This is a genomic window from Flavobacterium sp. UW10123, from assembly GCF_040538975.1.
Lineage (GTDB): Bacteria > Bacteroidota > Bacteroidia > Flavobacteriales > Flavobacteriaceae > Flavobacterium.
In genome coordinates, this window is record NZ_JBEWQE010000018.1 from 1 (window position 1) to 26,264 (window position 26,264).

A 26,264-nucleotide genomic window follows, 5' to 3' on the forward strand; every position below is an offset into this window, starting at 1 on the left:
TAGTTTGAAAGTTCTAGTTTGAAAGTTCTAGTTTGAAAGTTCTAGTTTGAAAGTTCTAGTTTGAAAGTTCTAGTTTGAAAGTTCTAGTTTGGATATAGTTTTTTTAATAGTTCCACGTGGAACGTTTAATTGATTTCAATATTTGAAGATTCTGATTTGAAGATTCTGATTTAAACTTGAAATTTTAAACCTGAAACTTGAAACAAAAAAATATCCGTTCCACGTGGAACAAGAAAAATATAAAAGTAATTCTAGAAACCGCGGTAGCGGTTTTTGGAGAATAATAAAACAAAATGTTTTTAGAAGAATACGATGTTATTGTGGTTGGTGCAGGCCATGCTGGTTCTGAAGCTGCGGCTGCGGCTGCAAATTTGGGATCGAAAACTTTATTGGTTACAATGAGTTTGCAAAACATTGCACAGATGTCTTGTAATCCTGCGATGGGTGGAATTGCAAAAGGACAGATCGTTCGTGAAATTGATGCGCTTGGTGGATATTCAGGAATTGTTTCAGATCGTACGGCAATTCAATTTAAGATGTTGAATAAATCGAAAGGACCTGCAATGTGGTCGCCGAGAGTTCAAAGTGACAGAATGCGTTTTGCAGAAGAATGGAGAATGATGTTGGAGGCAACTCCAAATCTTGATTTTTACCAAGAGATGGTGAAAGGGTTGATAATCGAAGATGGAAAGATAAAAGGAATTAGAACTTCGCTTGGTGTGGAGATTCGTTCCAAATCTGTTGTTTTGACAAATGGTACTTTTTTGAATGGTTTGATTCATATTGGAGAAAAACAATTTGGAGGTGGAAGAGCAGGAGAAAGTGCTGCAACCGGAATTACCGAAGATTTGATCAAAGCAGGTTTTGAAGCTGGAAGAATGAAAACAGGAACGCCACCTCGAGTAGATGGACGTTCTTTAGATTATTCTAAAATGAACGAAGAAAAAGGAGATGCAAAGCCAGATAAGTTTTCTTATTCAGATGTGACTTCTCCGTTAACGCATCAGCGTTCTTGTCACATGACATATACTTCGTTGAATGTGCATGATATTTTGAGAGAAGGTTTTGATCGCTCTCCAATGTTCAACGGAAGAATCAAAAGTTTGGGACCAAGATATTGTCCGTCGATTGAAGATAAGATTAATCGTTTTGCAGATAAAGAACGTCATCAATTGTTTGTTGAACCAGAAGGATGGAATACATGTGAAGTTTACGTAAACGGATTTTCAACTTCGCTTCCAGAAGATATTCAATTTAAAGCGCTTCGTTCTGTTGCAGGTTTTGAAAATGTGAAATTCTTTAGACCTGGTTATGCAATCGAATATGATTTCTTTCCGCCGACACAATTGAAACATACTTTGGAAACGAAACTGGTTGAAGGTTTGTATTTCGCTGGACAAATTAATGGAACAACAGGATATGAAGAAGCAGCTTCTCAAGGTTTGATGGCTGGAATAAATGCGCACTTAAAAGTGCACGAAAAAGATCCATTGATTTTAAAACGTGATGAAGCTTATATTGGAGTTCTAATTGATGATTTGATTACGAAAGGAACAGAAGAACCATATCGTATGTTTACATCAAGAGCGGAGTATAGAACTTTGTTGCGTCAAGATAATGCCGATTTCAGATTGACTCCAATGTCATACGAAATTGGTTTAGCTTCTGAAGCTCGTTTACGCAGAATGGAAAAGAAATTGAACGAATCTGAAAAGATGGTTCAATTCTTCAAAGAAACTAGTGTAACGATTGCAGAAACAAATCCGATTTTAGAAGCAAAAGAATCTGCGCCGATTTCGCAAGGAGATAAAATGTTTAAGATTTTCTCTCGTCCGCAAATTGAATTAGAAGATATGTTGAAGTTTGAAAAAGTTTCTGCTTATATCGACGAAAATAAATTAGATGAAGAAATTGTGGAGCAAGCTGTAATTCAAGTTAAGTATTCGGGTTATATCGAAAAAGAGAGAAATAATGCAGATAAATTAAATCGTTTGGAAGAAGTAAAAATTCCAGACAATTTTGATTATAACAAAATCAAATCAATGTCGATTGAAGCAAAACAGAAATTAAGCAAGATTCGTCCTGTAACCATTTCTCAAGCTTCAAGAATTAGCGGAGTATCACCAAGCGATATTTCAGTGCTTTTGATTTATATGGGAAGATAATATAATTTTAGATTTTAGGTTGTTGATTTCAGATTTTTTAGAATCTAAAATCCTAAGTCTGAAATCTAAAATTTTGATTGTTCCACGTGAAACATTTACTTGAAATTCTCAAATAAACTATTTGTTCCACGTGAAACCTTTTAATAAAATTTATATCAGATCAATATGAAAGTTGTACAGAAAGATATTTTCTCTAAAGAAGAAAAAAAAGAACTATGGCAGCTTCGTAACAATGAATATCCAATTCAATTTGGACATGAAACTTTTGAAGAGTTCGAATTGTATTGTATCACAATTGTAGAACAAAAGAATTATGTACTAATTGATAATAAAAATAAAATTCAAGGTTGGGCTTATACCTTTTTTCGTGACAATGAAATTTGGTTTGCAATTATGTTGAATTATCAATTTCAAGGAAAAGGATTTGGAAGAATTCTATTAGAAGAATTAAAAAAGAATAATACAGATTTGAATGGTTGGGTTATCGATCATGAAAATGATTTCAAACGAAATGAAGAAAAATATAAATCACCATTAGAATTTTATGTTTTAAATGGTTTTTCTGTTTTGAATGATATCAGGTTAGAAAATGAAAAAATATCAGCTGTTAAGATAAACTGGAAAAATAACAAATAACAAAAACAAAAAATCCTAAAAGCGATAAAATTTCGTTTTTAGGATTTGCTATAAATTAAACCCAAATATCTATTAAATTTAAAAAATGAACGTTTTAAACAAAAAACATTTTCTTACGGTAAAAGACCATTCTGTTTCAAAAGAAATTTTTGATTTGTATTATGATGAAGAATTAGATATGTTAATTACTTCACCACAACCTGAACTTCAAAATTTAGGCAAATACTACGAAAGCGAAGATTATATTTCGCACACAGACAACAAACGTTCGTTATTTGAAAAAGCATATCACTTCGTGAAAAATATTGCTCTTAAGAACAAGTTGAATTTAATTAATAGCCAACAACCTCAAAAAGGTAAACTTTTGGATATTGGAGCTGGAACTGGAGATTTTCTTTTAACAGCAAAAAATGACGGTTGGGAAACTATTGGAGTAGAACCGAGCGATCGTGCTAAAAATATTGCTAAAGAAAAAGGAATTTCATTTGTAGAAGAAATTAGCGCTATAGAAAGTAATTCTTTGGATGTAATTACGATGTGGCATGTTTTAGAACATGTTCCAAATCTAGAACATCAGATCCAAGAATTAAAGCGTTTATTGAAACCAACTGGAACATTAATTGTTGCGGTTCCAAATTATAAATCATTCGATGCGGGCCATTATGAAACTTTTTGGGCAGCTTATGATGTGCCAATTCATTTTTGGCATTTTTCGAAAAAATCAATCCAATTGCTTTTTGAAAGAGTAGACATGAAATTAGAAAAGATACTTCCAATGAAGTTCGATTCATTTTATGTGAGTCTTTTATCTGAAAAATACAAAACAGGAAAAATGAATTATATCAAAGCTTTTTTCGTTGGATTAAAATCAAACTGGAAAGCAAAAAGCTCAAAAGAATATTCGTCGCATATTTACGTTTTGAAAAACAAATAAAAATCAAAGAATCATTTTAAAGCCGTTTTATCTCTAAAAGACAAGATGGCTTTTTCGGCTAATCCAAAACAAGATAAAAAAGACCTAAAATATAGCGATAAAGTTGGTTTATGGCTATATTTTTTTCGATAAATAAAAACAATATCATAAAATTTACGCATTTTTTAAACTTTATGTTGATGCTATTGATTTTTTTATATTTTTGTCTTCAATACTTAAAAAAATAGAATTATTAAAAATGAAAAAAGCATTAGTTATTATCGCACTTTCAGTTTTCGCAGTTTCTTGTAACAAAACAGCAGAGGTAAAGGAAGTAAAAACAGCTTACGTGGATACTTCGGTTTTGATGAAAGAATACACTGAGGCAAAAGATTTAGAGGCAAAGTACAAAGCTCAAGCGGAAGAAAAAGGTAGACAATTACAAGCTGAGATTTCACGTTTTAAACAAGACGCCGCTAATTTTCAAAGTCAAGCGCAAGCAAATGGTCAGGCTTGGGCACAGCAAAGAGGTGCTGAATTGCAAAAAAGAGAGCAGCAATTAGGTTATGCACAACAAGCATTAGCACAACAACTACAACAAGAAAGTGGAGTTGAAATGGATTCTCTTGTTAGTGGAGTTAAAAAATTCATTAAAGATTACGGAAAGAAAAACGGTTACTCTTACATCTACGGAACAGGAGATGCTGCAACAATTTTGTATGCTGAAGAGAAATACGATATCACAAAAGAAATTATCAAAGCTTTAAATGATAAATACAAAGCAGAGCCAAAAGCAGATGCAAAACCAGCAGCTGAAACAAAAGAAGGCGAAGCAAAAAAATAAAAAACTACCAAACTAACTAAATTACTAAAAACCTAAATCCACTACGATTTAGGTTTTTTCTTTTTATAAAAATGCGGTAATTTTAGTTTTTAATACAAGCCCAATGCAAAACGTTTCAGAAGCGGCAGCTTATACTTTACAATTCATCAATCAGACTCAGAAATCTATTTTCCTAACGGGAAAAGCAGGTACAGGAAAAACTACGCTTTTGCGCGAAATCATCGCAACAACGCATAAAAATACTGTGGTTGTGGCGCCAACAGGAATTGCAGCTTTGAATGCAGGAGGCGTTACTATTCACTCGATGTTTCAACTTCCGTTTTCTGCATTCATTCCGTCGTACGAAGCAAGTGCGCAATTTACAGAAACAGTAAAGTTTGAAAATAAAGAATCGCTTCGTCGTCATTTCAAAATGAATAACGTTAAACGAAATGTAATCAAAAACATGGAGCTTCTAGTTATTGATGAAGTCAGCATGATGCGTGCCGATTTGTTGGACGCGGTCGATTTCATGATGCAGACTGTTCGAAGAAACACGCAACCTTTTGGCGGAGTTCAGGTTTTGTTTATTGGCGACTTACTTCAATTGCCACCGGTTATTCGTGATGAAGAATGGCGAACGCTGAAAAACTACTACCGCGGGAAATTCTTTTTCCATTCTCATGTGCTCCAAACGTATCCGCCGATTTATATTGAATTGTCAAAAATCTATCGTCAGACAGACGATGCTTTTATCTCGGTTTTGAATAATCTTCGTAATAATCAGATCACTTCAGAAGATATATCCGTTCTAAATCAGTATGTTAAGCCAGATTTCGACTTCAAAGAGAACAAAGGATATATCACGCTGACAACACATAATGCAAAAGCAGATTCTATCAACTCACAGTCAATCAATGATTTAGATGGTAAAGAATACATTTATACGCCATTTGTGGTAGGTGATTTTCCAGAAAAAATCTTTCCGGTAGAAGAAGAATTGAAATTGAAAGTCGGAGCACAAATTATGTTCGTCAAAAATGACTTGTCTTTTGAAAAGAGATATTTCAACGGAAAGATGGGAGTTATCAAATCGCTTTCTGATGAAGAAATCTTTGTTCACTTTCCAGAAGAGAATATGACCCTTGAGGTTGAAAAGTACGAATGGAAAAACATCCGATACAAAGTCAACGAACAAACTAAAGATATCGAAGAAGAAGTTTTAGGAACTTTTGCACATTACCCGATTAAACTTGCGTGGGCAATTACAGTGCATAAAAGCCAAGGTTTGACTTTTGAAAAAGCAGCGCTCGATGTATCGCAAGTTTTTCTGCCCGGACAAGCTTATGTGGCACTTTCGCGTTTGCGTTCGTTAGAAGGGCTTATTTTGCTTTCTCCGATGCAGATGAATGGTATTTCGAACGACCAAGATGTGATGGATTATGCTTTGAACAGAGCAACGGAACAAGATTTGAAGAATTCGCTCCATTTCGAAACCAAGAATTTTATCCACAACTATTTGATAAACAGTTTTAATTGGGGTGAATTGGCGCAAGAATGGCGAAATCATCGTTTCAGTTATAAAGAAAATGCGGCGGGTTCGGAAAAAACAAAACACACAGCTTGGGCGCATAAACGAATGGAAACGATCGAACAGCTTTTAGATCCTTCACAGAAATTCATTACGCAGCTCAATAAAATTTTCATCAAAGAAACGGTCGATTTAATTTTTGTAAAAGAAAGGGTAGAAGCCGCCTATGATTATTTTTTCAAACCAATGGACAAATTAGTCGATGATCTGATTTATAAAATAAATGAAATTCAGAAATTTAAAAAAGTCAAGGAATTTTACGAAGAGCTGAATTTTTTGGAAGACTTGCAGACCAAAGCAGTTCTACGATTGATGAAAGCCAAATTGCTGATCGAAGTTGTAGTTTCGGGCGAAGCAATCTCCAAAGAAAAATTATCATCGCCAGTTATTAGAAATTATAAAATTAACAAAGCGGAAAGAATCCGGGAAGAGCTGAGAACGACAAATACAGACATTTTTAGGACAGAAGAACCTGTTGTTCGATACAAATCAGCTAAAGCAGAAAAAAGCGAGCTTAAAACGGCTAAAAAAACGACAGTCGAAGAAACATACGATTTGTGGATGGATAAAAATTCGGTTGAAGATATTGCAAGAATGCGTAAATTGAATGTTCAAACTATCGAAGGCCATTTGATAAGACTTATTCAGTCAAAAAAGATTGAAATTACCGATGTTTTACCTTATGATAAAATATTGGCTTTACGCGAAGCATTTCAATTTTACCAAGAAGAATCTTTGAGCGGTTTAAAAGAAAAACATGGTGATGAATTTACTTGGGATGAATTGAAAATGTTCAAAGCTAGCATTAATTAAATTTTTGAACGTCCCACGTGAAACATTGGTTTTTGGTTTACAAAAATCTAATTTTTAACGAATTAAACCCATTTTAATATGAAAGCATTTAAAATAGTTTTAGTATTTTTAGTTTGTAATTCTTCATTTTTGAACGCTCAAGATTTGAAGTCAGAATATCAAAAGTTTATTTCTAAATTTATTCTGGAAGTAAAAAGCAACAATAAAGAAGCAATTGCAAAGCGAATAAAATTTCCGTTCAAACGTGAATATCCAATTCCATCAGTGAAAGACAAGGCTGATTTTATAAAAAGATATAACCAAATTTTTGATAAAGTTCTGATTGAAAAAATAACCAAATCGGATCCTGCAAAAGATTGGTCAGAAGTAGGTTGGAGAGGAATCATGCTCAATAGTGGTGATTTATGGATTGATACCGATGGAAAAATTATCAGCATCAATCGTCAATCTGATGAAGAATTGAAACTGAAAAATTTATTAATCGATAAGCAGAAGAAAAGCTTAAATTATTCACTTTCAAATTTTAAGGAACCTGTCGCAATTCTGGAAACTTCAAAATTCAGAATCAGAATTGATGATTTAGGAAATGATAATTATCGATATGCTTCATGGTCTATCAAGAAGAAAATGATTGATGCTCCAGATCTTATAATTGAAAATGGTGTTTTCTTCGCACATGGGACAGGAGGAAATCATCATTACGAGTTCAAAAAAGGCAACTTTAGGTATGAATGTCATTTCATTGTTTTAGGCGAAAAAAATTCGGCGCCTGCGGCATTATTAGTATATCAATCCGGAAAAGAAATTTTATCTCAAAATGCGAAAATTGTTTCACGATAAACATTTAAAAAGAAAGCCTAATTCAAAAAGAATTAGGCTTTCTTAGTTATATAGCTGACATTGCTTTTTCTAGCTCTTTTTCCTGTGTAATTTGAGTTAATTTCAATTTCTGAATATTGACCTCATTTTCTTTGGTTTTAATTCTCTGTTTTTGAATTTCTTCATCAGAAACATAAGTTGTAGTGATTTTGTTTTCAATTTTTTGATTAGCAAGTTCTAGTTTACTGATTTTTTCCTTAGTTGATTTCAAATTGCTTTCAGATTTAGAAAGAGTTTTTCTTTTGATTTCCAACTCTTTCTGTTCTTTTTTCAGCTGATCAAGTTTATCATCTAGTTTTTTATAATTTTCTTTTAAACTTTTTTGCGTTTCAAAATCGGCTTTCTGGCGTTCGATTTCTTGTGTAGTACTTGAAATTTGCTGGGCAAAAAATGATTGTGAACTCAGCAATAATAAGAGAACTAATGTTTTTAAAAGTTTGTCCATAACGTTTAATTTTTCAGGCTAATTTATCTTATGGAATGATCAAAGATAGCCAGTCAAAATTTTTTAAATAACAGAATAGGACAAAAAAAATCCCGTTTTAGAAAACGGGATTTTTTTGATTTATAGATTTTCGACTAGAATCCAAGCTTGTGGATTTTCGCCTTTTTGTATTTCTTTTTGAGCTTGTTCTGCTTCTCTCATTGTAGCATAACTTCCGTATAAAACAGGAAATAAACCGTGTTTGTTTTCTTTCAGCATTCTTGCTTTGTAACCATCTTTAATTAACTGGTTGTAAGCTTTTTTTGCATTTGCTTCACTTCTAAAAGCACCAGCCATAATGTGATAAGGCATTGTGGTTTCAACAGTTTCTACTTTAGCTGAATCAACAGAAAGAGTTACAGCTGGAAGTGGACTTTTGATAAAGAAAGTGGCTTCTTGAATTTTGTTCTGTACTTTTTTCTGAACAGCTTGTTCTACAACAAGAGTTTGGTTATCAATTTGATTTTGATATAATGGGTAACCGATGCTTCCTGTAATTCCAAGCCCTAAAACAAGAATCGCAGCATATCGCAAGAACGGATTTGAAGATTTGGTTTCTTCTTCGTTTTCGTATAATAAAACAGCATCTTTTTCTTTTGCTGCAATTTTTTCGATTTTTTTCTCGAATGCCTCTTTTTTCACCATTGGAGAAACAAAAGGACTCAATCCGAACGAAGTAGATAGAAAATTGGTTTGATCGTTTGGTTTAAAAACGATATTGCTTTCAGAATTTAAACGTAGTTCTCCAATGTTCTTTAAAAGAATTACGCCTTCTTCTTCCAATGTTTTTTTCCAGTTCAAAACCTCAAAAGCAATTGCGCTAACTGCAAAACCGTAAGATGTTTTTTCAGCTTGTGCAATATGATTTGCCAACAATCCGTCATTATTTTTGATACGGCTGTTGAAAGAAATGGTTTTTTTTGGAGGAAAAAACGAATTAGTGCTTTCATTTAGCTGCGCCGAATGCGTTTCGGTTAAAAATGCACCAAATCCTGGAACCGTTACACACTGATAACGATACAATAACTGTGAGATATATACTTCGATTTTCATATTAACAAAGTTAGCCAACGCGCATAGTTATCAAAATTTTATTCACAATTTTTATTAACAATTCAGAATTATTTTTAGACAATTCGTTTTCAGTATATTAACTTTTTAGTTTTTCTTTCTAAATAAGACGCTTCAAAAATATTTTGTAATTTTATTAAGAAATTACTTTGTTTTATAGATATTTGCGCCTCAATAAAAGTAGATTTAATTTTTCTATTTTACATAATGTTAAAGCAAAATGACAGATCAGGAATTGTTTAATTTACTTGCCTTACTGAAGGTCGATGGAGTAGGAGACATAATGGGTAAAAAATTACTTAATTCATTTGGTGATGCTTCCGCTATTTTTAAAGCAAAGAATTCTCAATTGGCTGCCGTTGATGGAATTGGGTCTGTTTTATTGAAAAATTTGAAAGATAAAAGTGTTTTTGAAAAAGCAGACAGAGAGCTTTCATTTATAAAAAGCAACAATATCCAAGTTTCTTTTTTTCAAGACGAAAATTATCCAGAACGCCTCAAGCATTGCATTGATGCACCAATTTTGATTTTTACTGCTGGAAATTTGAATTTCAAAAATAAAAAAATAATCAGTATTGTTGGTACAAGACAAATTACCTCTTATGGAACTGATTTTTGTAGAAAGTTGATAGAAGATTTGGCTCCTTTAGATCCTGTAATTGTAAGCGGATTTGCTTATGGAGTTGATATAATAGCACATCAAGCGGCAATTGATTTTAATTTGCAAACTGTTGGCGTGCTGGCTCATGGCTTAAATCAAATTTATCCGAGAACTCATAAAAAATACATGGCAAAAATGGAAGAGAACGGAGGATTTATTACAGAGTTTTGGAGTGATTCTAATCCTGATAAAGAGAAGTTTGTCCGTAGAAACCGTATTGTCGCAGGAATGACAGAAGCTACAATTGTAATAGAATCTGCCGATAGAGGAGGATCTTTAATAACTGCAAATATGGCCAACGAGTACAATCGTGATGTTTTTGCTGTGCCTGGTAGAGTGACTGATAAATACAGTCAAGGTTGCAATAACTTGATTAAAACGCAGAAAGCAAATGTGTTGACAGATGCTGCTGATTTAATTTATATGCTAAATTGGGATATTAAAGAAAAACCAAAAAACATTCAGAAACAGCTTTTTGTAGAATTAGAACCCGAAGAACAGAAGGTTTATGATTTCCTTTTAAAAAATGGAAAAGAGTTATTAGACATCATTGCAATCGAATGTGGAATTCCGATTTTCAAAGTATCTGGAATTCTGATTGGCATGGAATTAAAAGGCGTGATTAGGCCTTTGCCTGGAAAACTTTTCGAATCAATTTAACGCAGAAAACCCTATATATTACTTTCTCGTAAAATGTTTATACAATCGGTATAGAATATAAATCAGCAGTAAGCCAAAAATTATATTTAAGATTTGAAATACATACGGAGGAACATTATAATCTTCAATATACTTATCCATTTTTTTGTTTTTAAATGATTAATATTCTTGAAGTTACAAAAATTAATTAAAATATGCCTTAAAAGAAAAACGCTGATCAACTTTAAAATGATCAGCGTTTCTTTAAAAGATAGTTTTTGAATTATTTTTCAAAACCTAAAACTTCTCTAACTTTTGCTAAAACACCATCGGCAATTACAGAAGCTTTTGCAGCACCTTTTTTCAACAAAGCGTCAACTTCTTCAAGGTTGTTGATGTAGTAGTTATATTTCTCTCTCTCGGTCTTGAATTTTTCTGTAATTAATTCAAACAAAGCTTGTTTTGCGTGACCGTAGCCATAATTTCCGCCTAAATAATTTGCTCTCATTTGGGCAGCTTGTTCTTCGTTTGCTAATAAAGAATAAATGGCGAAAGCATTACAAGTATCAGGGTTTTTTGGAGCTTCAAGTGGAGTAGAATCTGTTTCAATACTCATAACTTGTTTGCGTAAAGTTTTGTCGTCCAAAAAAATGTTGATGATATTGTTTGCAGATTTGCTCATTTTTCCGCCGTTTGTTCCTGGAATTAACATGATGTTTTCCTGAATTTTAGCTTCTGGAAGTACAAAAGTTTCGCCCATTTGGTGGTTAAAACGCGCAGCCACATCACGAGTAATTTCTAAATGCTGCAATTGATCTTTTCCAACAGGAACAAATTCAGCATCATATAATAAAATATCGGCAGCCATTAACATTGGGTATGTGAAAAGTCCAGCGTTAACATCATCCAAACGATCTGCTTTATCTTTAAACGAATGTGCTAAAGTCAATCTTTGAAAAGGGAAGAAACAGCTTAAATACCAAGTCAATTCAGTAGTTTGAACCACATCAGATTGTCTGTAAAACGTCACTTTTTCAGGATTTAAACCACAAGCAAGCCAAGCTGCAGCAGTGCTATAAGTGTTTTCTCTTAAAGTTTTTCCGTCTTTAATCTGAGTGATTGAATGCAAATCAGCAATAAACAAAAAAGATTCGTTAGTCGGATCATTTGATAATTCGATTGCCGGAATAATTGCTCCTAATAAATTTCCTAAATGCGGTGTTCCTGTACTTTGAACACCAGTAAGTATTTTTGCCATTCTAGTTTTTTCTTATACTTGATCTGCAAAGTTCGTTTTTTTAGCGCAGAGTTCACAGAGTTTTTCGCAGAGTTTAAGAAGATTTTTTGAGTTTTTTAAAGTTCACAGTACTTTTCTAGTTTTTCAGATATTATTTATAACTCTTCTGATGCCATTTTTTAAAAGTGCTTCATTGAAATTGATTAGTAAACCTAGTTTACACTTTGCTAATCTGAGATAGGTTAATGTTTGGGCTAAATGATTTACCGTTAAACTTTCAACAGCTTTAATTTCAATTATGAATTTATTTTCGATTAATAAATCTATGCGATAACCACAGTCTAATTTTATTTCCTCAAAAGTTAAGGGCAGCGATTTTTCCTTTTCTACCATGAGACCTTTTTGTCTGAGTTTGTAGAATAGGCATTCTTTATAAACATTTTCTAGTAAACCAGGTCCAAGTTTTCGATGTATATCAATTGCTAAACCAATTACAATAGTTGAAATCTCATTTTCAGTCATTTTTGTATTTTAAATTTAACGCAGAATTTCGTATAAAATTAATAGTTTTATGCGAAAGAATGATAAAATTTTTTCTTTACATTTTATGAGGACTAGAAATTCGGCTTTGTGAACTTTTTAGCAAAGCATTTTCTCAAAAAAAACTTCGCGCACTCAGCGAAAAAACTCAGCGATCTTTGCGCTACAAAAAAAATACCGAGTTGATTTTTATCAATATTAAAATATTCACAAAATTCATTTCTGTTTTCTTACATTTGAAGCTATGAAAATATTTAAAATTGCTTTTTGGATTCTTTGGAGAGTTTGGTTTTACGTTTTAATGGCGATTCCGATACTCATTATGTTCCCTCTTCTGGTCGTTTCTATCCTTTCTGAGAAAGGATATCCATATTTCTTTAAAATGGCCCGCATTTGGGCTAAATTCATCCTTTTCGGAATGGGTTTTTATTACACCGTAAAACGCGAACAGAAGCTCATTAAAGGCAAAAGTTATATGATTGTGGCCAATCATACCTCTATGACCGACATTATGCTGATGTTGGTGCTTATAAAAAATCCGTTTGTTTTTGTCGGAAAGAAAGAGTTGGTTAAGATTCCGCTTTTTGGGTTTTTCTATAAACGAACTTGTATTTTGGTTGACAGAAATTCTTCTAAAAGTAAAAATGAAGTTTTTAAAAGAGCGCAAAATCGTCTTAACCAAGGTTTAAGTATTTGTATTTTTCCTGAAGGAGGAGTGCCAGATGATGAAAGCATTTTGTTGGATGAGTTTAAAGATGGCGCATTTAGATTAGCAATAGATCACCAGATTCCGATTGTACCCATTGTTTTTCCAGATAACAAAGAACGTTTTTCATATACTTTCATGAGCGGAAGCCCAGGAAAAATGCGTGCACATATTTTGCCATTTGTAGAAACAAAAGGTCTAACAAGTGATCATAGAAAAGAGTTGAAAGATCAGGTTAGAAATTTAATTTACAAAGGTTTAATAGATTTTGAAAAATAATAAACAGTATTATATTATGTAAAATACAAAAGCCGGTAGATTTGACTTGATCTACCGGCTTTTTCTTTGAATTAAAAACCCCTATTTTTATTCAAAAGTTATTATCTGTGAATTATCTTTTCTGAAATAAAACGCAATACTTTCTTAAATTTCAATTTGGTTTTTCTTCGGTTTTTATTGTACAACAATTCTATTTTTTCTTTCATGATTAAAAATATTAACGGTTGATAATAAAGAGCTTGGTTATAACTCGAGTTAATTTCACATTAATATAGATAAAGAAAAGTCAAAAAGGTTGCGTTGGAATTGAAAAAAAAATAATTTAAACCCGTCAGTTTGAACAAACTAACGGGTTTTTTACTCAAATAACCAATCAACGTAAATTCTAAAAAAAAACCGAAATTGATATATGGCAGTACCAATTACGAAACTGCTTTTTTAGATAGATGAAGGTTTAGTAAAAAGGTTGCGTGAAATTTTTAATTTTATTTCAAAAATAAAAAAGCCAAGTGATTTTTTGTGTAATCACTTGGCTTTTTAGAGCGTCTTTTAGACTTATTTTTTAGGCATTTGCCAATTCTTTCATATGCTCTTTAATTTTAATTTCCAGTTCTTCAGCAAGTTCTGGATTGTCTTTAATTAAAGCTTTAACAGCGTCACGTCCTTGTCCTAATTTAGTGTCGCCATAGCTAAACCAAGATCCTGCTTTTTTAACGATGTCAAATTCAACAGCTAGGTCTAAGATTTCACCAGTTTTTGAAACTCCTTCTCCGTACATTATGTCAAATTCGGCAGTTTTAAAAGGTGGTGCCACTTTATTTTTAACAATTTTAACTTTAGTTCTGTTACCAATTACATTTTCACCGTCTTTGATTTGAGCAGAACGACGAATATCTAAACGTACAGAAGCGTAAAATTTAAGTGCGTTACCTCCAGTTGTTGTTTCTGGATTTCCGAACATAACACCAATTTTTTCACGAAGCTGATTGATAAAGAAAACAGTACAGTTTGTTTTGCTGATAGTTCCAGTAAGTTTTCTCAAAGCTTGAGACATTAAACGTGCGTGAAGCCCCATTTTAGAGTCTCCCATTTCGCCTTCGATCTCACTTTTTGGAGTTAAAGCTGCAACAGAGTCAATTACAACAATGTCTATAGCGCCAGAACGAATAAGGTTTTCAGCAATTTCTAAAGCTTGCTCCCCGTTGTCTGGTTGAGAAATGATTAAATTCTCAATATCAACGTTTAATTTTTCTGCGTAGTTTCTATCAAAAGCGTGCTCCGCATCGATAAAAGCAGCAATACCTCCTGCTTTTTGAGCTTCTGCAATTGCGTGAAGCGTCAAAGTTGTTTTTCCAGAAGATTCTGGACCATATATTTCTATAATTCTTCCTTTTGGATATCCGTTTACTCCAAGAGCTAAGTCTACACCTAGTGAGCCAGAAGAAATCGTTTCTACTTCTACAATGGCTCTGTCGCCCATTTTCATTACGGTTCCTTTTCCGTAGGTTTTGTCAAGTTTATCAAGCGTTAATTGTAGTGCTTTTAATTTGGCTTCTTTCTCTGAACTCATTTTTTTCTAAATATCTTAAATTATTATTTTGTCTTTCTGGATAAAAATAAGAAAATTCTGCTATATTTTTATTAGTCAGTTTTATAATTTGTAAAATTACTTCTTTTTTTGAAGTTTGATTGTTCCAAATTGTCACAAAATCGTTCTATACAAACAAAGCCTTTAATTCTGTTGCATCTGTTGGTTTTATCTTGCCAGCAAGCAGTAAACTCAATTGTTTACGACGAAGCGCAGCATCAAAACGCTGAATTTCCAATTCGGTTTCTGGCACAATTGCAGGAACTTCAACTGGTCTTCCGGTATCGTCTACAGCTACGAAAGTATAAATGGCCTCGTTGGCTTTTGTTCTATTTCCAGATTCGCGGTCTTCTACCCAAACATCGATAAAAACTTCCATCGAACTTTTGAATGATCTTGAAACTTTTGCTTCTACAGTGACAACGCTTCCAAGCGAAATAGCTCTATTAAAAGCAACGTGATTTACAGAGGCCGTTACTACAATTCGGCGCGAATGTCTGCGGGCTGCAATACTAGCCGCGCGATCCATTCTGGCTAATAATTCACCGCCAAAAAGGTTGTTTAAAGGATTTGTTTCGCTCGGTAAAACTAAATCAGTTAAAATAGTTAAGGATTCTGAAGGATGTTTTGGATTCATTTTTTTAAGAAAATTTGTTTTAACGCCCCAAAAAGGGCTTTTTTTTGCCACAGATTTCACAGATTCACACAGATTTTTTAATCATTTTAATCTGTGAAATCTGTGGCATATTTTAGTTCAACCAGTAAACTGCCATTACAGCAGGAATAAAATATATAACAATGGTTCTCGCACCATCGTAATCTTTTGCAAGTCTTTGTCCGAAAAGCATCATTAGCAAACAGATACAAGAAAATATAGCTCCGTAAAAACCAAATTCTCTTCCATTATTTGTAAACAACTGAATTCCGCCCACAACACATAAAATTCCTGAAATTAGTTCTAAAATCAATAAATGCAATAGAGCTAGCGGAACTTGGTTTTTTAAAGGTGTTTTGGCAAAGTGTTCTTTAAGCCAGGCAACATTATCTTTCCAGTAAAAAATCTTTTCATAACCGGATTGTAGAAAAGTTAAAGCTAGAAAAGCTAAAAGCAAAATTGAGGCAACATTGTTCATTATGAATTATTTTTTATGAATTAAACGAGTCAATTTGATCGATAAATCGGTAAGGATTATTTTTGCATTTCCATTTCTTTCAATGTGATACATCGCATCCGAAAGTTCTTTGAATATTTCGTGGATATTATTTCCGTTTACGAACGGAGCAAAATTCTCTAGTTTGAATTTATCCACTTTTGGTTCGATATAAACCAAGTCTTGAGCTTGATAATTTAGCATAAGAGCTTGTCGGAACATTTCGATACAGTATTGGATAAATTTTTTCTGGCTTTCGCGCCCCAATGTTGCAATCTGCTCACTCCAAGAAATTAAGTCCTGAATGGCAGCAGCATTTCCTTTTGCTCTAAAAGCAGCGCGAACCCAATTGACAAACCATTGTTCAAACGGAAGATCGTCATCGTCTTCTTTTAACAAATGCAGTGCTTTGTTAAAATTACCTTGAGACTGATGTGCAATTTTTTTAGCAAGACCCGCGTCAATATTTTCTCGAGCAACCAAAGCATCGGCAATGATTTTTTCTGGTAGTGCACTAAAGTGAATTACTTGGCATCGAGAACGGATAGTTTGTATAATGTCTTCTTCGTTTTCAGAAATCAGAATAAACATGGTTTTATCTGATGGCTCTTCCAAAAGCTTTAAGAGTTTGTTGGAAGCGGCAATATTCATTTTATCAGCCATCCAGATGATCATGATTTTGTATCCGCCTTCGTAAGATTTTAGCGAAAGCGATTTTAAAACCTCCTGTGCATCTTCGACACGAATTTCTCCTTGCTTGTTTTGAACACCGAGAATTTTATACCAATCAAACAAACCTCCATAAGGCATTTCTTGAATGAAACTGCGCCAATCTTGAATAAAATCTAAACTTTTTGGTTTTGTTTTTACGTCTTCGGTTGTAACTGTTGGATAAATAAAATGCAGATCGGGATGAGAGATGTTGTCAAACTTTAGATTACAAGAATCATTTCCGTTTGAATTTTCATTACCAGTATTATTGCATAAAATGTATTGGGCGTAGGCTATGGCCGAAATTAAAGTACCACTTCCTTCTGGGCCAACGAACAATTGTGCATGAGGAATTCTACCAGAAGCAGCACTTTTTATCAAGTGGCTTTTGATGTAATCTTGACCTAAAATTTGAGAAAATTGCATGGCGCAAAGATAGAAGAAAATGTGTAGTCAAAAATTTTCAGAAGTAAGATTATTTATTCGTAATAATTTTCAAATTTAGATTTGAGGTTTTAGAACGATTTTTTGATTTTTTTTGCTTCACTTTCGACAGAATATTGTTAATAAATATCTTCAAGTGAGTAAATATCAAGATGTTTTTGTTAATATTTTTTTTCGAAATTCGTTAATCAACGTTATTTTTTGATTATTTATAGAGTCAATTTTATATTTTTTATAGTTAATATCTTACGTATTTTAAATTAACATTTTTAACAAAAAGCCCGTTAAAACGCACATTTTCTCGACATAAGGCTGATTTTTAAGGTTTTTTTAAGGAAATTTTTTGAAAAAAAAATCCATTACAGTTGTAATTTAAGTTAATTTCTATATTTTTGTTTTTATCAACAACCAATTATAAAATAAGAATCTATGAAAGGGAAAATTATTCTATTTAGTGCTTTTTTTATCTTAACTACTGCGGCTGTTTCAGCACAAGCTAAAAACGCACCGAGAAGTATTATCAGTACAACTGCTCTTATCCGAAAATACCATGATCAAAAAGAATTAAGTGGTATGCAAAAGGGTGAACTTTTGGAATTATACATCGAGCGTATCAAAGTATTAGTTAAAACTCTCCCTTACATTGCTTTGGTTACAAAACCTGGAGTTACTATGGCCGACCTTGGTATTCCAGACGATAACGAACACAAAAAAGTATTAGATGCTCAGGCAGTAGGTACATCAACATTTTTGGATACAACTGTAGAATTCCAAAGAAAAATGATGCCTTACTCTGATAAAGGAAATCTAATCGCTGCAATTTTGTTCTACGAAAGTACATTGAAATCATTACACGAGTTCAACGACTTGAACGAAATGTAATAAAGCATTTTTTTTAAAATCTTTTTTGAGAAAGTCTAAGTGAATACCAGCTAGGCATTTTTAAAAAACAAAATAAAAAAACTCACTCTCGAGGGTTCTGAAATATCAGAAAACTCGAGAGCAGTTTTACATTTACGCATACCCAAATTTATTATTAACCGTAATACCCCCCTTATCATGAAAAAAATTACTCAATTGATCTGCGTTCTTTTGACAGTTGCGAGTATGAATGCTCAACAAGAGAAAGGAATTATGGGCTACACCAATTGGTTAAACAACTGGACTGAGTTTAAGCCTAACAAAGTTGATTATGGAGAAGCAAACCAAATTTTGGCAGGAAATATTTCTGTTAATACTAAATTGCTGAAAAGGAATATTTACGTTTTGCAAGGAAACGTTTATGTTACAAATAATGCTGTTTTAACTATTGAACCAGGAACAGTAATTATCGGTGATTTCGAAACAAAAGGAACATTGGTAGTTACAAAAGGTGCTCAATTAGTAGCTGATGGTCTAGAAACTGATCCAATTGTATTTACTTCAAACCGCAGTATGAAAAAAGCTGGTGATTGGGGTGGAATTGTAATTCTTGGAGATGCACCAATTAACAAATTCGGAAATGTAGGTTCTTATAACCTAGATCTTGATCCTACAATGACTACTTATGGTGGAGACAATGTAGCTTCAAACTCAGGAATTTTAAGATTTGTTAGAATTGAGTTTGCTGGTAAAAAAGTAAAAGGAGCTGATACTTTCAATGCTTTGACTTTAGCAGCTGTTGGTAACAAAACAATTTTAGAAAACATCATGGTTAGTTACGCTGGTGGAGATTCTTTCGGAATCTTAGGTGGTGACTTAAATGCTACAAAATTCGTTTCTTATAAATCAGTTAACGATGACTTTAAATTCTCTCAAGGAGTTCAATGTCGTTTCTTCAACTCTCTAGCAGTTAGATCTTCTTACTTCTCAAGTACTAAAGACGGATCTCGTTGTATGGAGGTAAGATCTTTTGAAAAGAAAAGTGAAACAGATTTCACTAAAAAACAAACTTTAGTTGTTGCGAGCAATATTACAATGGTTAATGACAGTGAAAACATTAACGCTGACATTCAAGCAGGTTTAGTAAAAGAGGCTGTTTACGTAGCCGAAAATGCTTCTCTTGAAATGAAAAGAAGTGTAATCTCTGGATTCAACCCTGCAGTATTATTAGACAGCAAAACAGAAATCAATGATGCCAACCTTAAAAAAATCAAATTTGAGGAAATGTATTTCAACTTATGTAAAGGAAACATCTTTACTGAATACAACTCTAACAATGAAGATTTAGAAAGCTGGTATGGAAACAGTGTTTTCTTTAACGTTTACTCACAAAGTGACAACAAAGAAACATTCATTGATATCTTCAATCCTAAAAAACCAGATTTCAGATTACAATTAGGAAAAATCACAGCTTCTAGCGGTAATAGATAAATAGTTTCGATTTTTATTTCCCACGCGTAAATTTTATTAATTAAGTCCCCAGACACAATTTATGTATCGTCTTACGGGCCAAAATAAAGATCAAGACATAATGGTATCTACGAAAAAATATTTTTTATATATAATATTTTTGGTTTCGCCTATATCGTTAACTTTATATGCACAGAACACAGCAGAAAAACCTACTAAGGCTGCTGTTTCTGAGTGTGGTTTAACTTTGGCTAATAATAACCAAATAAACAATAATAATGCTGTTATTGAGAACGGCAAATCAAGTAATTTAAATCAGTCTATAGTAGGGATGTCCACCCCCAAGGATGGCCTTACTATAGCGGCTGAGTCAAATACTGTATCTAATGATTGCGAAGAGAATTCATCATTTGCAGCAACTTCAATTCTTGCAAAAGAAGTGATTGAAAACTACAAGTATGATTTCTCTGAAACATTCATAGATATCTTGTTTTTTGAGCGTATAGATCTAGCAAGAACACGCACTATATGATTCAAAAAATTACTTTATCTTTTTTTAAAGTTTTACTATTATTCAGCATAATCTTTTTTACTGGATCAAGTATTTATGCGCAATCATCAATATCTCCACAGCAATTACCTTTTAAAGATATTTGTGCTGGAGATATTGTTGATGGTGCTAAATACAATGAATATTTGGCAACATTTTCATATTTAAATTTTGCTTCAAATATTACTTTTTCTGTTCAATTATCTGATGAATTTGGTAGTTTTACCAACCCAACATCTACTACTACTCTTGATGTTATTCAATTATCAAGTACTGAACAAACAATTAAATTCGCAATTCCTACGACATTAAAAGGTTCTAATACTTACAGTTTAAGAATAGTAAGTAGTAACGGGGTTAATAGTCCTAGAGCACAAAATTTTTCAGGATTTTACTCTTTTTCAGTTTATTATAAAGACTATGTATCTTCGTTTTTAATAAATCAAAATAGAAATACTGCCGCTTTCTGTTCTGGAGGAAGTTATACTTTATCAGTTGATAATCTTACTCCGGAAGTAGCAGAATCATCGCCTGCAAATTATCCGAATGTTAAATACAAATGGTATAAAGATGATGTTCTAATTCCAGGGCAAAATTTGTCTTCTTTAGTAGTAAATTCTGCTGGCGTTTATTTTGCAGAACTTGATTATGGCGAATGTTCGAATGTGAATTTTAGTTCAAATAGAGTTACTGTTTCGTCATCATCTTCTGGTTCTGCGGTTACAATAAACTCGTCTTTAGGAAATCCTTTTTGTGCTAGTGGTACAGGAACAATTTTAACAGCAACTTCAGGAAATAGCTATCAATGGAAAAAAGACGGTAATTCCATTACAGGAGCGACAAATCGTACGTATTCTACAAACGAATCTGGAGTTTATTCTGTTGATGTCGATTTTGGAGGATGTATAGCTACAGGTAGTATTAATTTGCAAAGTAACAGTTTTGAAGCTAGTATTGACGCTCAAGACGGTTATAAGCTAAGTGAAGGGGAAACGATAACGGTTAATGTTACAACAGATGCTACTGCACCTACTTTCGAATGGTTTCTAAATGGCAATTTAATTTCTGGACAAACATCAAACTCCTATGTTGTAGCTGTTAAAGGTAATTATAAAGTGAAAATTTCTCAAGCATCTGGATGTATTGCAAATAAAGAGTTTTCATTTAGAATAAATGGTGAGTCTGGACCATCAAGCGTTATTCCGAATATTATTAAGTTAAGCGGAATGAACCCTTATTGGAATATTCCAGATGAATATAAAAATGCAAATACGAAGGTAATGATCATTAGTTCAAACGGAGAAATGGTTTTGGATGTAGTGAATTACCAAGGCGATTGGCCTCAAAACAATATAGATTTTAAGAATGTAAATCCCGTTTATTACTATGTCATTCAAGGCGATGCAGGTGAAAAAAAAGGATCAATAACGGTTATAAAATAATATGAAGAAACTTTTACTATTCATCACGTTATTTTACGGTTTATCAAATGTACTCTATTCTCAAGACGCTTCTGAGGATGGAGTTGTTTCGTTTTCATTACCCATTAGAAATTCTCTAAAGTTTAATAGATATTTAATTAACCCAACGTTTAGTTTTGTTAGAGAATCAAACCCATACGCAAGTTTCTATAATAAAAGACAATGGGTGCAGTTCGAAAATGCTCCACAGACTTATTTAGCTAATTATTCTGGACGATTTAGAGAGAATGAAGCATTTGCTGTCGGCCTATTTCAACAGAATTATGGATTAATGACTGTTTTTGGGGGAGTTGGAAACTTTGCTCACAACATCGTTTTACAGGAGGATAATAATTTGACTTTTGGTTTAAATGTTGGAATCTACCAAAGCGGTATCAATACAGGAAAAATTATATCTGATGATTCTACTATTTTGACAGGAGATTTTCCAAAAAGCACATTACTGACGGTAAATCCTGGAATTAATTATGGTACAGAATTTTTAGATTTTGGATTAGCAGTTAACAATTTAGTGCTTTATAATTTCGGATCTGGAATGGTAAAAGAAGATCCAGAAAGAGCGATTCAATTGCATGCCATGTATACTGGCTATATTGACAGTTACGGTTTTTTTGACAGAAGTAAGTTTTCTGGGATTGTTAGAACAGAAATAAAGAAAGATAAAACAGTCATTTCTGGACTTGCTATGCTGGCACTTCAGCAAGGAGTTTGGGCACAGGCTGGATATAATACATTATATGGAGTTTCTGCAGGTCTTGGGATTAATATTTCTCCAAGCATCGCTATTGAATACAATTACGAAAGAGGAATGGGTAATTTCTCAAATCTAGGTGGTTCGCATGAGTTCGCAATTGCTTATAAATTCAAAAATAGAAATTACTATTACGGAGATGATGATGAAGGATCATTGATTGATCCGGCTAAGCCAAAGCGAGTTCCAGCTAAACCAAATTCAGAAGCAACTCAGGTAAACAGAGCTGAAATTGCGGAAAAGAACAGATTGGCCGCTGAAACAAAAGCAAAAGCAGATGCTGAAGCAAAACAAGCAAGATTAGCAGCTGCCGAAAAAGTTAAGGCAGATGCAGAGGCTAAAATGAAAGCCAAATTACAAGCAGATAATAAAGCAAAAGCAGATGCTGAAGCAGCAGCAAAAGCAAAACTTGAAGCAGACAATAAAGCGAAAGCAGATGCTGAAGCTGTTAAAATAAGATTAGCTGCAGAGGCAAAAGCAAAAGCAGATGCCGCAGCCGCAGCAAGAGCACAGACTGCAGCAGCGAACAAAGCTGTAGCTGAAACACAAAAAACACAAGCACAACTAGCAGCAGATAAAGCTAGAGCAGATGCAGAAGAACGTAGAATAAAACTTGCTGCTGATAATAAAGCAAGAGTAGATGCAGCAGCTGCAGCAAGGGCACAAGCCGCAGCAAATAAATCTGGTGCAGTTGCACAAAAAACGCCTGAACAATTAGCAGCAGATAAAGCGCAAGCAGATGCAGAAGCATTAAAAATAAAATTAGCTGCTGATGCTAAAGCTAAGGCAGATGCAGAAGCTTTACAAGCAAAAGTTGCTTCAGCAGATAAAGCTAAAGCCGATGCAGAAGCTGCAAAAGCAAAAGCGGCCGCAGCGAATGCAGCAGCACCAACACAACAAAAAACGGCTACACAACTAGCAATAGAAAGAGCAAGAGCAAATTCAGAAGCTGCAGCAAAAATGAGATTAGCTGCTGCTGAAAAAGTAAAAGCCGACGCTGAAGCAGCAAGACAAGCAAGATTAGCCGCAGCTGAAAAAGCAAAAGTAGATGCAGAAACGGCGAGATTAAAATTAATTGCTGATAATAAAGCAAAAGCAGATGCTGCAGAAGCAAAACGTAAAGCAGATGCAAAAGCAAAAGCAGAGGCAGCAGATATGCAGTCAATATTAGCTGCAGATGCAAAAGCAAAAGCAGATTCAGATGCATTGCAAGCAAGGTTAGCTGCTGAAGCAAAAGCAAAAGCCGCAGCAGAATCTAAAACAAAATCTTCTATCGATGCAGCAAACAAAGCCAAAGTCGCAGCAGATTTAAAAGCAAAAGCGGCAGAAGAAGCTGCGCTTAAAGAAAAATTAGCCGCAGAAGCAAAAGCAAAAGCCGACGAAGAAGCACGACAAGCAATTATAGCTGCAGAATTAAAAGCAAAAGCCGATGCTGAAGCACTAAAAATAAAACAAGCAGAAGAAGCGAGACAAGCACAATTAGCTGCAGAAGCAAAAGCGAAAGCGGATGCAGAAGCGCTTCAAGCTAAACTTGTAGCAGATGCTAAAGCGAAAGCAGATGCAGAAGCTGCTGCAAAAGCAAAATTAGAAGCAGATGCCAAAGCGAAAGCAGAAGCAGAAAAAGTAAGATTAGCGGCAGAAGCAAAAGCCAAAGCTGACGCTGAAGCGGAGCAAGCGAGATTAGCAGCCGATGCTAAAGCAAAAGCAGATATGGAAGCTTTACAAGCTAAACTAATTGCAGATGCTAGAGTAAAAGCCGATGCAGAAGCTACAGCCAAAGCAAAAGCCGAAGCAGAAGCGAAAAAATTACAGGAAGAAGAAGATGCACGTCAGGCAAAACTTGCAGCCGAAGCAAAAGCGAAAGCTGATGCAGAAGCATTGAAAGCCAAACAGGAAGCCGAAGCAAAAGCAAAAGCCGATGCAGAAGCAGAAAAAGCAAGATTGGCAGCAGAAGCTAAAGCGAAAGCCGATGCAGAAGCATTACAAGCTAAACAAGCCGCTGAAGAAAAAGCTAGAGTAGAAGAAGAGGCTCGCCAAGCGAAATTAGCAGCAGATGCGAAAGCTAAAGCCGACGCAGAAGCATTACAAGCTAAACTTGCAGCCGATGCTAAAGCAAAAGCGGATATGGAAGCTTTACAAGCAAAATTATTAGCAGATGCAAAAGTAAAAGCCGACGCAGAAGCTACAGCCAAAGCGAAAGCTGAAGCAGAAGCGAAAAAATTACAGGAAGAGGAAGATGCACGTCAGGCGAAATTAGCAGCTGATGCAAAAGCTAAAGCAGACGCAGACGCATTAAAAGCGAAACAAGCTGTAGAGGAAAAAGCGAGATTAGATGAAGAAGCTCGTCAAGCTAAGTTAGCAGCAGATGCAAAAGCCAAAGCAGAAGCAGAAGCACTTCAAGCGAAATTGGCTGCAGACGCAAAAGCTAAAGCAGACGCAGAAGCATTAAAAGTGAAACAAGCTGCAGAGGAAAAAGCGAGATTAGATGAAGAAGCTCGTCAAGCTAAGTTAGCAGCAGATGCAAAAGCCAAAGCAGATACAGAAGCACTTCAAGCGAAATTGGCTGCAGACGCAAAAGCGAAAGCTGATGCAGAAGCATTGAAAACGAAACAAGCTGCAGAGGAAAAAGCGAGATTAGATGAAGAAGCTCGTCAAGCTAAGTTAGCAGCAGATGCAAAAGCCAAAGCTGATGCAGAAGCGCTTCAAGCTAAACTTGCAGCAGACGCTAAAGCAAAAGCCGATATGGCAGCTGAACAAGCAAGACTTCTAGCCGATGCAAAAGCCAAAGCAGATGCTGAAGCTACAGAGAAGTTAAAAGCTGAAGAAGAAACGAGACGTTTAAGAGAAGAAGAGGAGCGTCAAGCAAGATTAGCAGCCGAAAAAGCAAAAGCCGATGCAGAAGCAGCAGCATTAGCGGCTAAAGCAAAGGATGATACTGGAAAAGCTATAGAAAACTTGACTAAATCTGTTGAAGGAACAAGTAACATTCAAACAGATCTATTAAATCAGTTTAAGGCAACAGTTGCAAATAAGCAAAAAGACTTGAACGATTTAAAGGAGGAGAATGATTTAAGTGAAAAGGGTATTTATAGAGAGCCAAAACCATTTAAGAGTGTGGCGGCAGAAAATAGTCAGATTGAGGCATTGAAAGTTCAGATTGCTGATGCAAATAACAGTATGAAGAATGAGATTGCGAAGCTAACTAATCTTTATAATGAACGACTTAAAAAGTTCCCTAAAGATGATCCTTTGAATAAAGCATATCTTGAAAAGATAAATGAGTTGAAAGCGGCTCAGTTGAAAATGGAAAGAGAAGGAGCTGCTTTAATTGCCGATTTAGAGCGTATTAAAACAGAGACTGAAATTGAGCGTAAACGTAGAATTAAACGTGCAGCTTATGAGAATGATGAAGGAAGATATGCGCAGGACGTTGCAGCTCTTAAACGAATAAAGGAAACAACAAAACTGAGCAGCACGCCATTAACAGCGAATGATTTTGACTTTGGTGAAGAGCAGTCGAACATGCAGATTATCAAGAATATTAAGAATTCTGATAGCGGGTATTACATGATTATAGCAGTCCATAATAGTGTAGAGAAACGTGATGAGTTCTTAAAGAAAGCAGTTGCTGCTGGACGTTCAGATATTAATTTCTTTTATAATGTAGCAACGAGTAAGTATTACATCTATTATGAGAAATTTGATGGTTTACAAGAGGGAACAAAAGCACTAGATGCAAAAGGTAGTAAACCATACAATGGTAAAATGGCCATCGTAAAAGTAGAGAATTAGTAAAAGCAGTAGTCTCTCTTAAAAAGGG

General features: G+C 34.2%; 22 protein-coding genes. 13 read left to right on the forward strand and 9 right to left on the reverse strand.

Annotated features, from left to right (window positions below):
- Positions 1-293: 293 nt before the first annotated feature.
- The 6 genes from mnmG to ABXT06_RS19050 all read left to right on the forward strand — a co-directional run bounded on the left by mnmG (position 294) and on the right by ABXT06_RS19050 (position 7,781).
- Positions 294-2,165: a tRNA uridine-5-carboxymethylaminomethyl(34) synthesis enzyme MnmG gene (gene mnmG / locus ABXT06_RS19025; RefSeq protein ID WP_354592159.1), complete on the forward strand. Its 1,872-nt coding sequence runs from the start codon at positions 294-296 to the stop codon at positions 2,163-2,165.
- A 165-nt stretch (positions 2,166-2,330) separates the two neighbouring features.
- Entirely contained in the window at positions 2,331-2,801 is a 471-nt protein-coding gene (locus tag ABXT06_RS19030; RefSeq protein ID WP_354592160.1) for a GNAT family N-acetyltransferase, read from the forward strand.
- Positions 2,802-2,886: 85 nt separating this feature from the next.
- Positions 2,887-3,735, forward strand: coding sequence for a class I SAM-dependent methyltransferase (locus ABXT06_RS19035; RefSeq protein ID WP_354592161.1), 849 nt, complete (start codon positions 2,887-2,889; stop codon positions 3,733-3,735).
- Positions 3,736-3,973: 238 nt separating this feature from the next.
- Positions 3,974-4,558, forward strand: coding sequence for an OmpH/Skp family outer membrane protein (locus ABXT06_RS19040; protein WP_066033199.1), 585 nt, complete (start codon positions 3,974-3,976; stop codon positions 4,556-4,558).
- Between the two features lie 103 nt (positions 4,559-4,661).
- A complete protein-coding gene (locus tag ABXT06_RS19045; RefSeq protein WP_354592162.1) occupies positions 4,662-6,941 on the forward strand; it encodes a helix-turn-helix domain-containing protein in 2,280 nt (759 codons plus the stop codon).
- A gap of 78 nt (positions 6,942-7,019) precedes the next feature.
- Complete coding sequence (locus tag ABXT06_RS19050; RefSeq protein WP_354592163.1) at positions 7,020-7,781, forward strand: hypothetical protein; 762 nt, start codon at positions 7,020-7,022, stop codon at positions 7,779-7,781.
- A 46-nt stretch (positions 7,782-7,827) separates the two neighbouring features.
- On the opposite strand, the gene ABXT06_RS19055 is transcribed toward ABXT06_RS19050, so the two are convergent.
- Together ABXT06_RS19055 and ABXT06_RS19060 are read right to left on the reverse strand one after the other, a co-directional pair.
- A complete protein-coding gene (locus ABXT06_RS19055; RefSeq protein WP_354592164.1) occupies positions 7,828-8,265 on the reverse strand; it encodes a hypothetical protein in 438 nt (145 codons plus the stop codon).
- Between the two features lie 120 nt (positions 8,266-8,385).
- The gene (locus ABXT06_RS19060; RefSeq protein ID WP_354592165.1) at positions 8,386-9,357 is read right to left on the reverse strand and encodes an HU domain-containing protein; all 972 of its coding nucleotides are present in this window, start codon (positions 9,355-9,357) and stop codon (positions 8,386-8,388) included.
- A 238-nt stretch (positions 9,358-9,595) separates the two neighbouring features.
- Here ABXT06_RS19060 and dprA point away from each other — a divergent pair, with 238 nt between their 5' ends.
- The gene (gene dprA, locus ABXT06_RS19065) at positions 9,596-10,696 is read left to right on the forward strand and encodes a DNA-processing protein DprA (protein WP_354592166.1); all 1,101 of its coding nucleotides are present in this window, start codon (positions 9,596-9,598) and stop codon (positions 10,694-10,696) included.
- A gap of 18 nt (positions 10,697-10,714) precedes the next feature.
- Here dprA and ABXT06_RS19070 read toward each other — a convergent pair whose 3' ends face one another.
- The 3 genes from ABXT06_RS19070 to ABXT06_RS19080 all read right to left on the reverse strand — a co-directional run bounded on the left by ABXT06_RS19070 (position 10,715) and on the right by ABXT06_RS19080 (position 12,434).
- Positions 10,715-10,837: a hypothetical protein gene (locus tag ABXT06_RS19070; protein ID WP_354592167.1), complete on the reverse strand. Its 123-nt coding sequence runs from the start codon at positions 10,835-10,837 to the stop codon at positions 10,715-10,717.
- Between the two features lie 121 nt (positions 10,838-10,958).
- On the reverse strand, positions 10,959-11,933 hold the full coding sequence (gene trpS, locus ABXT06_RS19075; RefSeq protein ID WP_354592168.1) for a tryptophan--tRNA ligase: 975 nt from the start codon (positions 11,931-11,933) through the stop codon (positions 10,959-10,961).
- Between the two features lie 123 nt (positions 11,934-12,056).
- Positions 12,057-12,434: a GxxExxY protein gene (locus ABXT06_RS19080; protein ID WP_354592169.1), complete on the reverse strand. Its 378-nt coding sequence runs from the start codon at positions 12,432-12,434 to the stop codon at positions 12,057-12,059.
- A 262-nt stretch (positions 12,435-12,696) separates the two neighbouring features.
- Here ABXT06_RS19080 and ABXT06_RS19085 point away from each other — a divergent pair, with 262 nt between their 5' ends.
- A complete protein-coding gene (locus tag ABXT06_RS19085; protein WP_354592170.1) occupies positions 12,697-13,437 on the forward strand; it encodes a lysophospholipid acyltransferase family protein in 741 nt (246 codons plus the stop codon).
- Between the two features lie 562 nt (positions 13,438-13,999).
- Here the strand turns inward: ABXT06_RS19085 and recA are convergent.
- From recA to ABXT06_RS19105, 4 genes are all read right to left on the reverse strand, one after another.
- Positions 14,000-15,007 (reverse strand): recombinase RecA, encoded by a 1,008-nt coding sequence (gene recA / locus ABXT06_RS19090; RefSeq protein WP_111368298.1) that lies wholly within the window; start codon positions 15,005-15,007, stop codon positions 14,000-14,002.
- 145 nt (positions 15,008-15,152) lie between these two features.
- On the reverse strand, positions 15,153-15,662 hold the full coding sequence (locus tag ABXT06_RS19095) for an acyl-CoA thioesterase (RefSeq protein WP_008465736.1): 510 nt from the start codon (positions 15,660-15,662) through the stop codon (positions 15,153-15,155).
- 112 nt (positions 15,663-15,774) lie between these two features.
- Positions 15,775-16,158, reverse strand: coding sequence for a DoxX family protein (locus ABXT06_RS19100; protein WP_095930182.1), 384 nt, complete (start codon positions 16,156-16,158; stop codon positions 15,775-15,777).
- A gap of 6 nt (positions 16,159-16,164) precedes the next feature.
- The gene (locus ABXT06_RS19105; protein ID WP_354592171.1) at positions 16,165-17,313 is read right to left on the reverse strand and encodes a DNA polymerase III subunit; all 1,149 of its coding nucleotides are present in this window, start codon (positions 17,311-17,313) and stop codon (positions 16,165-16,167) included.
- Positions 17,314-17,760: 447 nt separating this feature from the next.
- On the opposite strand from ABXT06_RS19105, the gene ABXT06_RS19110 reads away from it, so the two are divergent.
- The 5 genes from ABXT06_RS19110 to ABXT06_RS19130 all read left to right on the forward strand — a co-directional run bounded on the left by ABXT06_RS19110 (position 17,761) and on the right by ABXT06_RS19130 (position 26,236).
- Positions 17,761-18,213: a hypothetical protein gene (locus ABXT06_RS19110; RefSeq protein WP_008465732.1), complete on the forward strand. Its 453-nt coding sequence runs from the start codon at positions 17,761-17,763 to the stop codon at positions 18,211-18,213.
- A gap of 177 nt (positions 18,214-18,390) precedes the next feature.
- Complete coding sequence (locus tag ABXT06_RS19115) at positions 18,391-19,683, forward strand: beta-helix domain-containing protein (RefSeq protein WP_354592172.1); 1,293 nt, start codon at positions 18,391-18,393, stop codon at positions 19,681-19,683.
- Positions 19,684-19,783: 100 nt separating this feature from the next.
- Entirely contained in the window at positions 19,784-20,194 is a 411-nt protein-coding gene (locus tag ABXT06_RS19120) for a hypothetical protein (protein WP_354592173.1), read from the forward strand.
- Positions 20,191-21,654: a gliding motility protein SprC gene (gene sprC, locus ABXT06_RS19125; RefSeq protein WP_354592174.1), complete on the forward strand. Its 1,464-nt coding sequence runs from the start codon at positions 20,191-20,193 to the stop codon at positions 21,652-21,654. The genes ABXT06_RS19120 and sprC overlap by 4 nt, the downstream gene beginning before the upstream one ends.
- Before the next feature lies 1 nt (position 21,655).
- A complete protein-coding gene (locus ABXT06_RS19130) occupies positions 21,656-26,236 on the forward strand; it encodes a PorP/SprF family type IX secretion system membrane protein (protein WP_354592175.1) in 4,581 nt (1,526 codons plus the stop codon).
- Positions 26,237-26,264 lie beyond the last annotated feature (28 nt).

Bases quoted from the DNA above. Each gene is read 5' to 3' on its own strand.
- ABXT06_RS19105 (WP_354592171.1), bottom strand. From the start codon at position 17,313: ATGCAATTTTCTCAAATTTTAGGTCAAGATTACATCAAAAGCCACTTG.
- ABXT06_RS19080 (WP_354592169.1), bottom strand. From the start codon at position 12,434: ATGACTGAAAATGAGATTTCAACTATTGTAATTGGTTTAGCAATTGAT.
- ABXT06_RS19070 (WP_354592167.1), bottom strand. From the start codon at position 10,837: ATGGATAAGTATATTGAAGATTATAATGTTCCTCCGTATGTATTTCAA.
- ABXT06_RS19040 (WP_066033199.1), top strand. From the start codon at position 3,974: ATGAAAAAAGCATTAGTTATTATCGCACTTTCAGTTTTCGCAGTTTCT.
- ABXT06_RS19120 (WP_354592173.1), top strand. From the start codon at position 19,784: ATGGTATCTACGAAAAAATATTTTTTATATATAATATTTTTGGTTTCG.
- dprA (WP_354592166.1), top strand. From the start codon at position 9,596: ATGACAGATCAGGAATTGTTTAATTTACTTGCCTTACTGAAGGTCGAT.
- ABXT06_RS19055 (WP_354592164.1), bottom strand. From the start codon at position 8,265: ATGGACAAACTTTTAAAAACATTAGTTCTCTTATTATTGCTGAGTTCA.
- recA (WP_111368298.1), bottom strand. From the start codon at position 15,007: ATGAGTTCAGAGAAAGAAGCCAAATTAAAAGCACTACAATTAACGCTT.
- trpS (WP_354592168.1), bottom strand. From the start codon at position 11,933: ATGGCAAAAATACTTACTGGTGTTCAAAGTACAGGAACACCGCATTTA.
- ABXT06_RS19060 (WP_354592165.1), bottom strand. From the start codon at position 9,357: ATGAAAATCGAAGTATATATCTCACAGTTATTGTATCGTTATCAGTGT.
- ABXT06_RS19115 (WP_354592172.1), top strand. From the start codon at position 18,391: ATGAAAAAAATTACTCAATTGATCTGCGTTCTTTTGACAGTTGCGAGT.
- ABXT06_RS19035 (WP_354592161.1), top strand. From the start codon at position 2,887: ATGAACGTTTTAAACAAAAAACATTTTCTTACGGTAAAAGACCATTCT.
- sprC (WP_354592174.1), top strand. From the start codon at position 20,191: ATGATTCAAAAAATTACTTTATCTTTTTTTAAAGTTTTACTATTATTC.
- ABXT06_RS19130 (WP_354592175.1), top strand. From the start codon at position 21,656: ATGAAGAAACTTTTACTATTCATCACGTTATTTTACGGTTTATCAAAT.
- ABXT06_RS19045 (WP_354592162.1), top strand. From the start codon at position 4,662: ATGCAAAACGTTTCAGAAGCGGCAGCTTATACTTTACAATTCATCAAT.
- ABXT06_RS19030 (WP_354592160.1), top strand. From the start codon at position 2,331: ATGAAAGTTGTACAGAAAGATATTTTCTCTAAAGAAGAAAAAAAAGAA.
- ABXT06_RS19100 (WP_095930182.1), bottom strand. From the start codon at position 16,158: ATGAACAATGTTGCCTCAATTTTGCTTTTAGCTTTTCTAGCTTTAACT.
- ABXT06_RS19050 (WP_354592163.1), top strand. From the start codon at position 7,020: ATGAAAGCATTTAAAATAGTTTTAGTATTTTTAGTTTGTAATTCTTCA.
- ABXT06_RS19085 (WP_354592170.1), top strand. From the start codon at position 12,697: ATGAAAATATTTAAAATTGCTTTTTGGATTCTTTGGAGAGTTTGGTTT.
- mnmG (WP_354592159.1), top strand. From the start codon at position 294: ATGTTTTTAGAAGAATACGATGTTATTGTGGTTGGTGCAGGCCATGCT.
- ABXT06_RS19110 (WP_008465732.1), top strand. From the start codon at position 17,761: ATGAAAGGGAAAATTATTCTATTTAGTGCTTTTTTTATCTTAACTACT.
- ABXT06_RS19095 (WP_008465736.1), bottom strand. From the start codon at position 15,662: ATGAATCCAAAACATCCTTCAGAATCCTTAACTATTTTAACTGATTTA.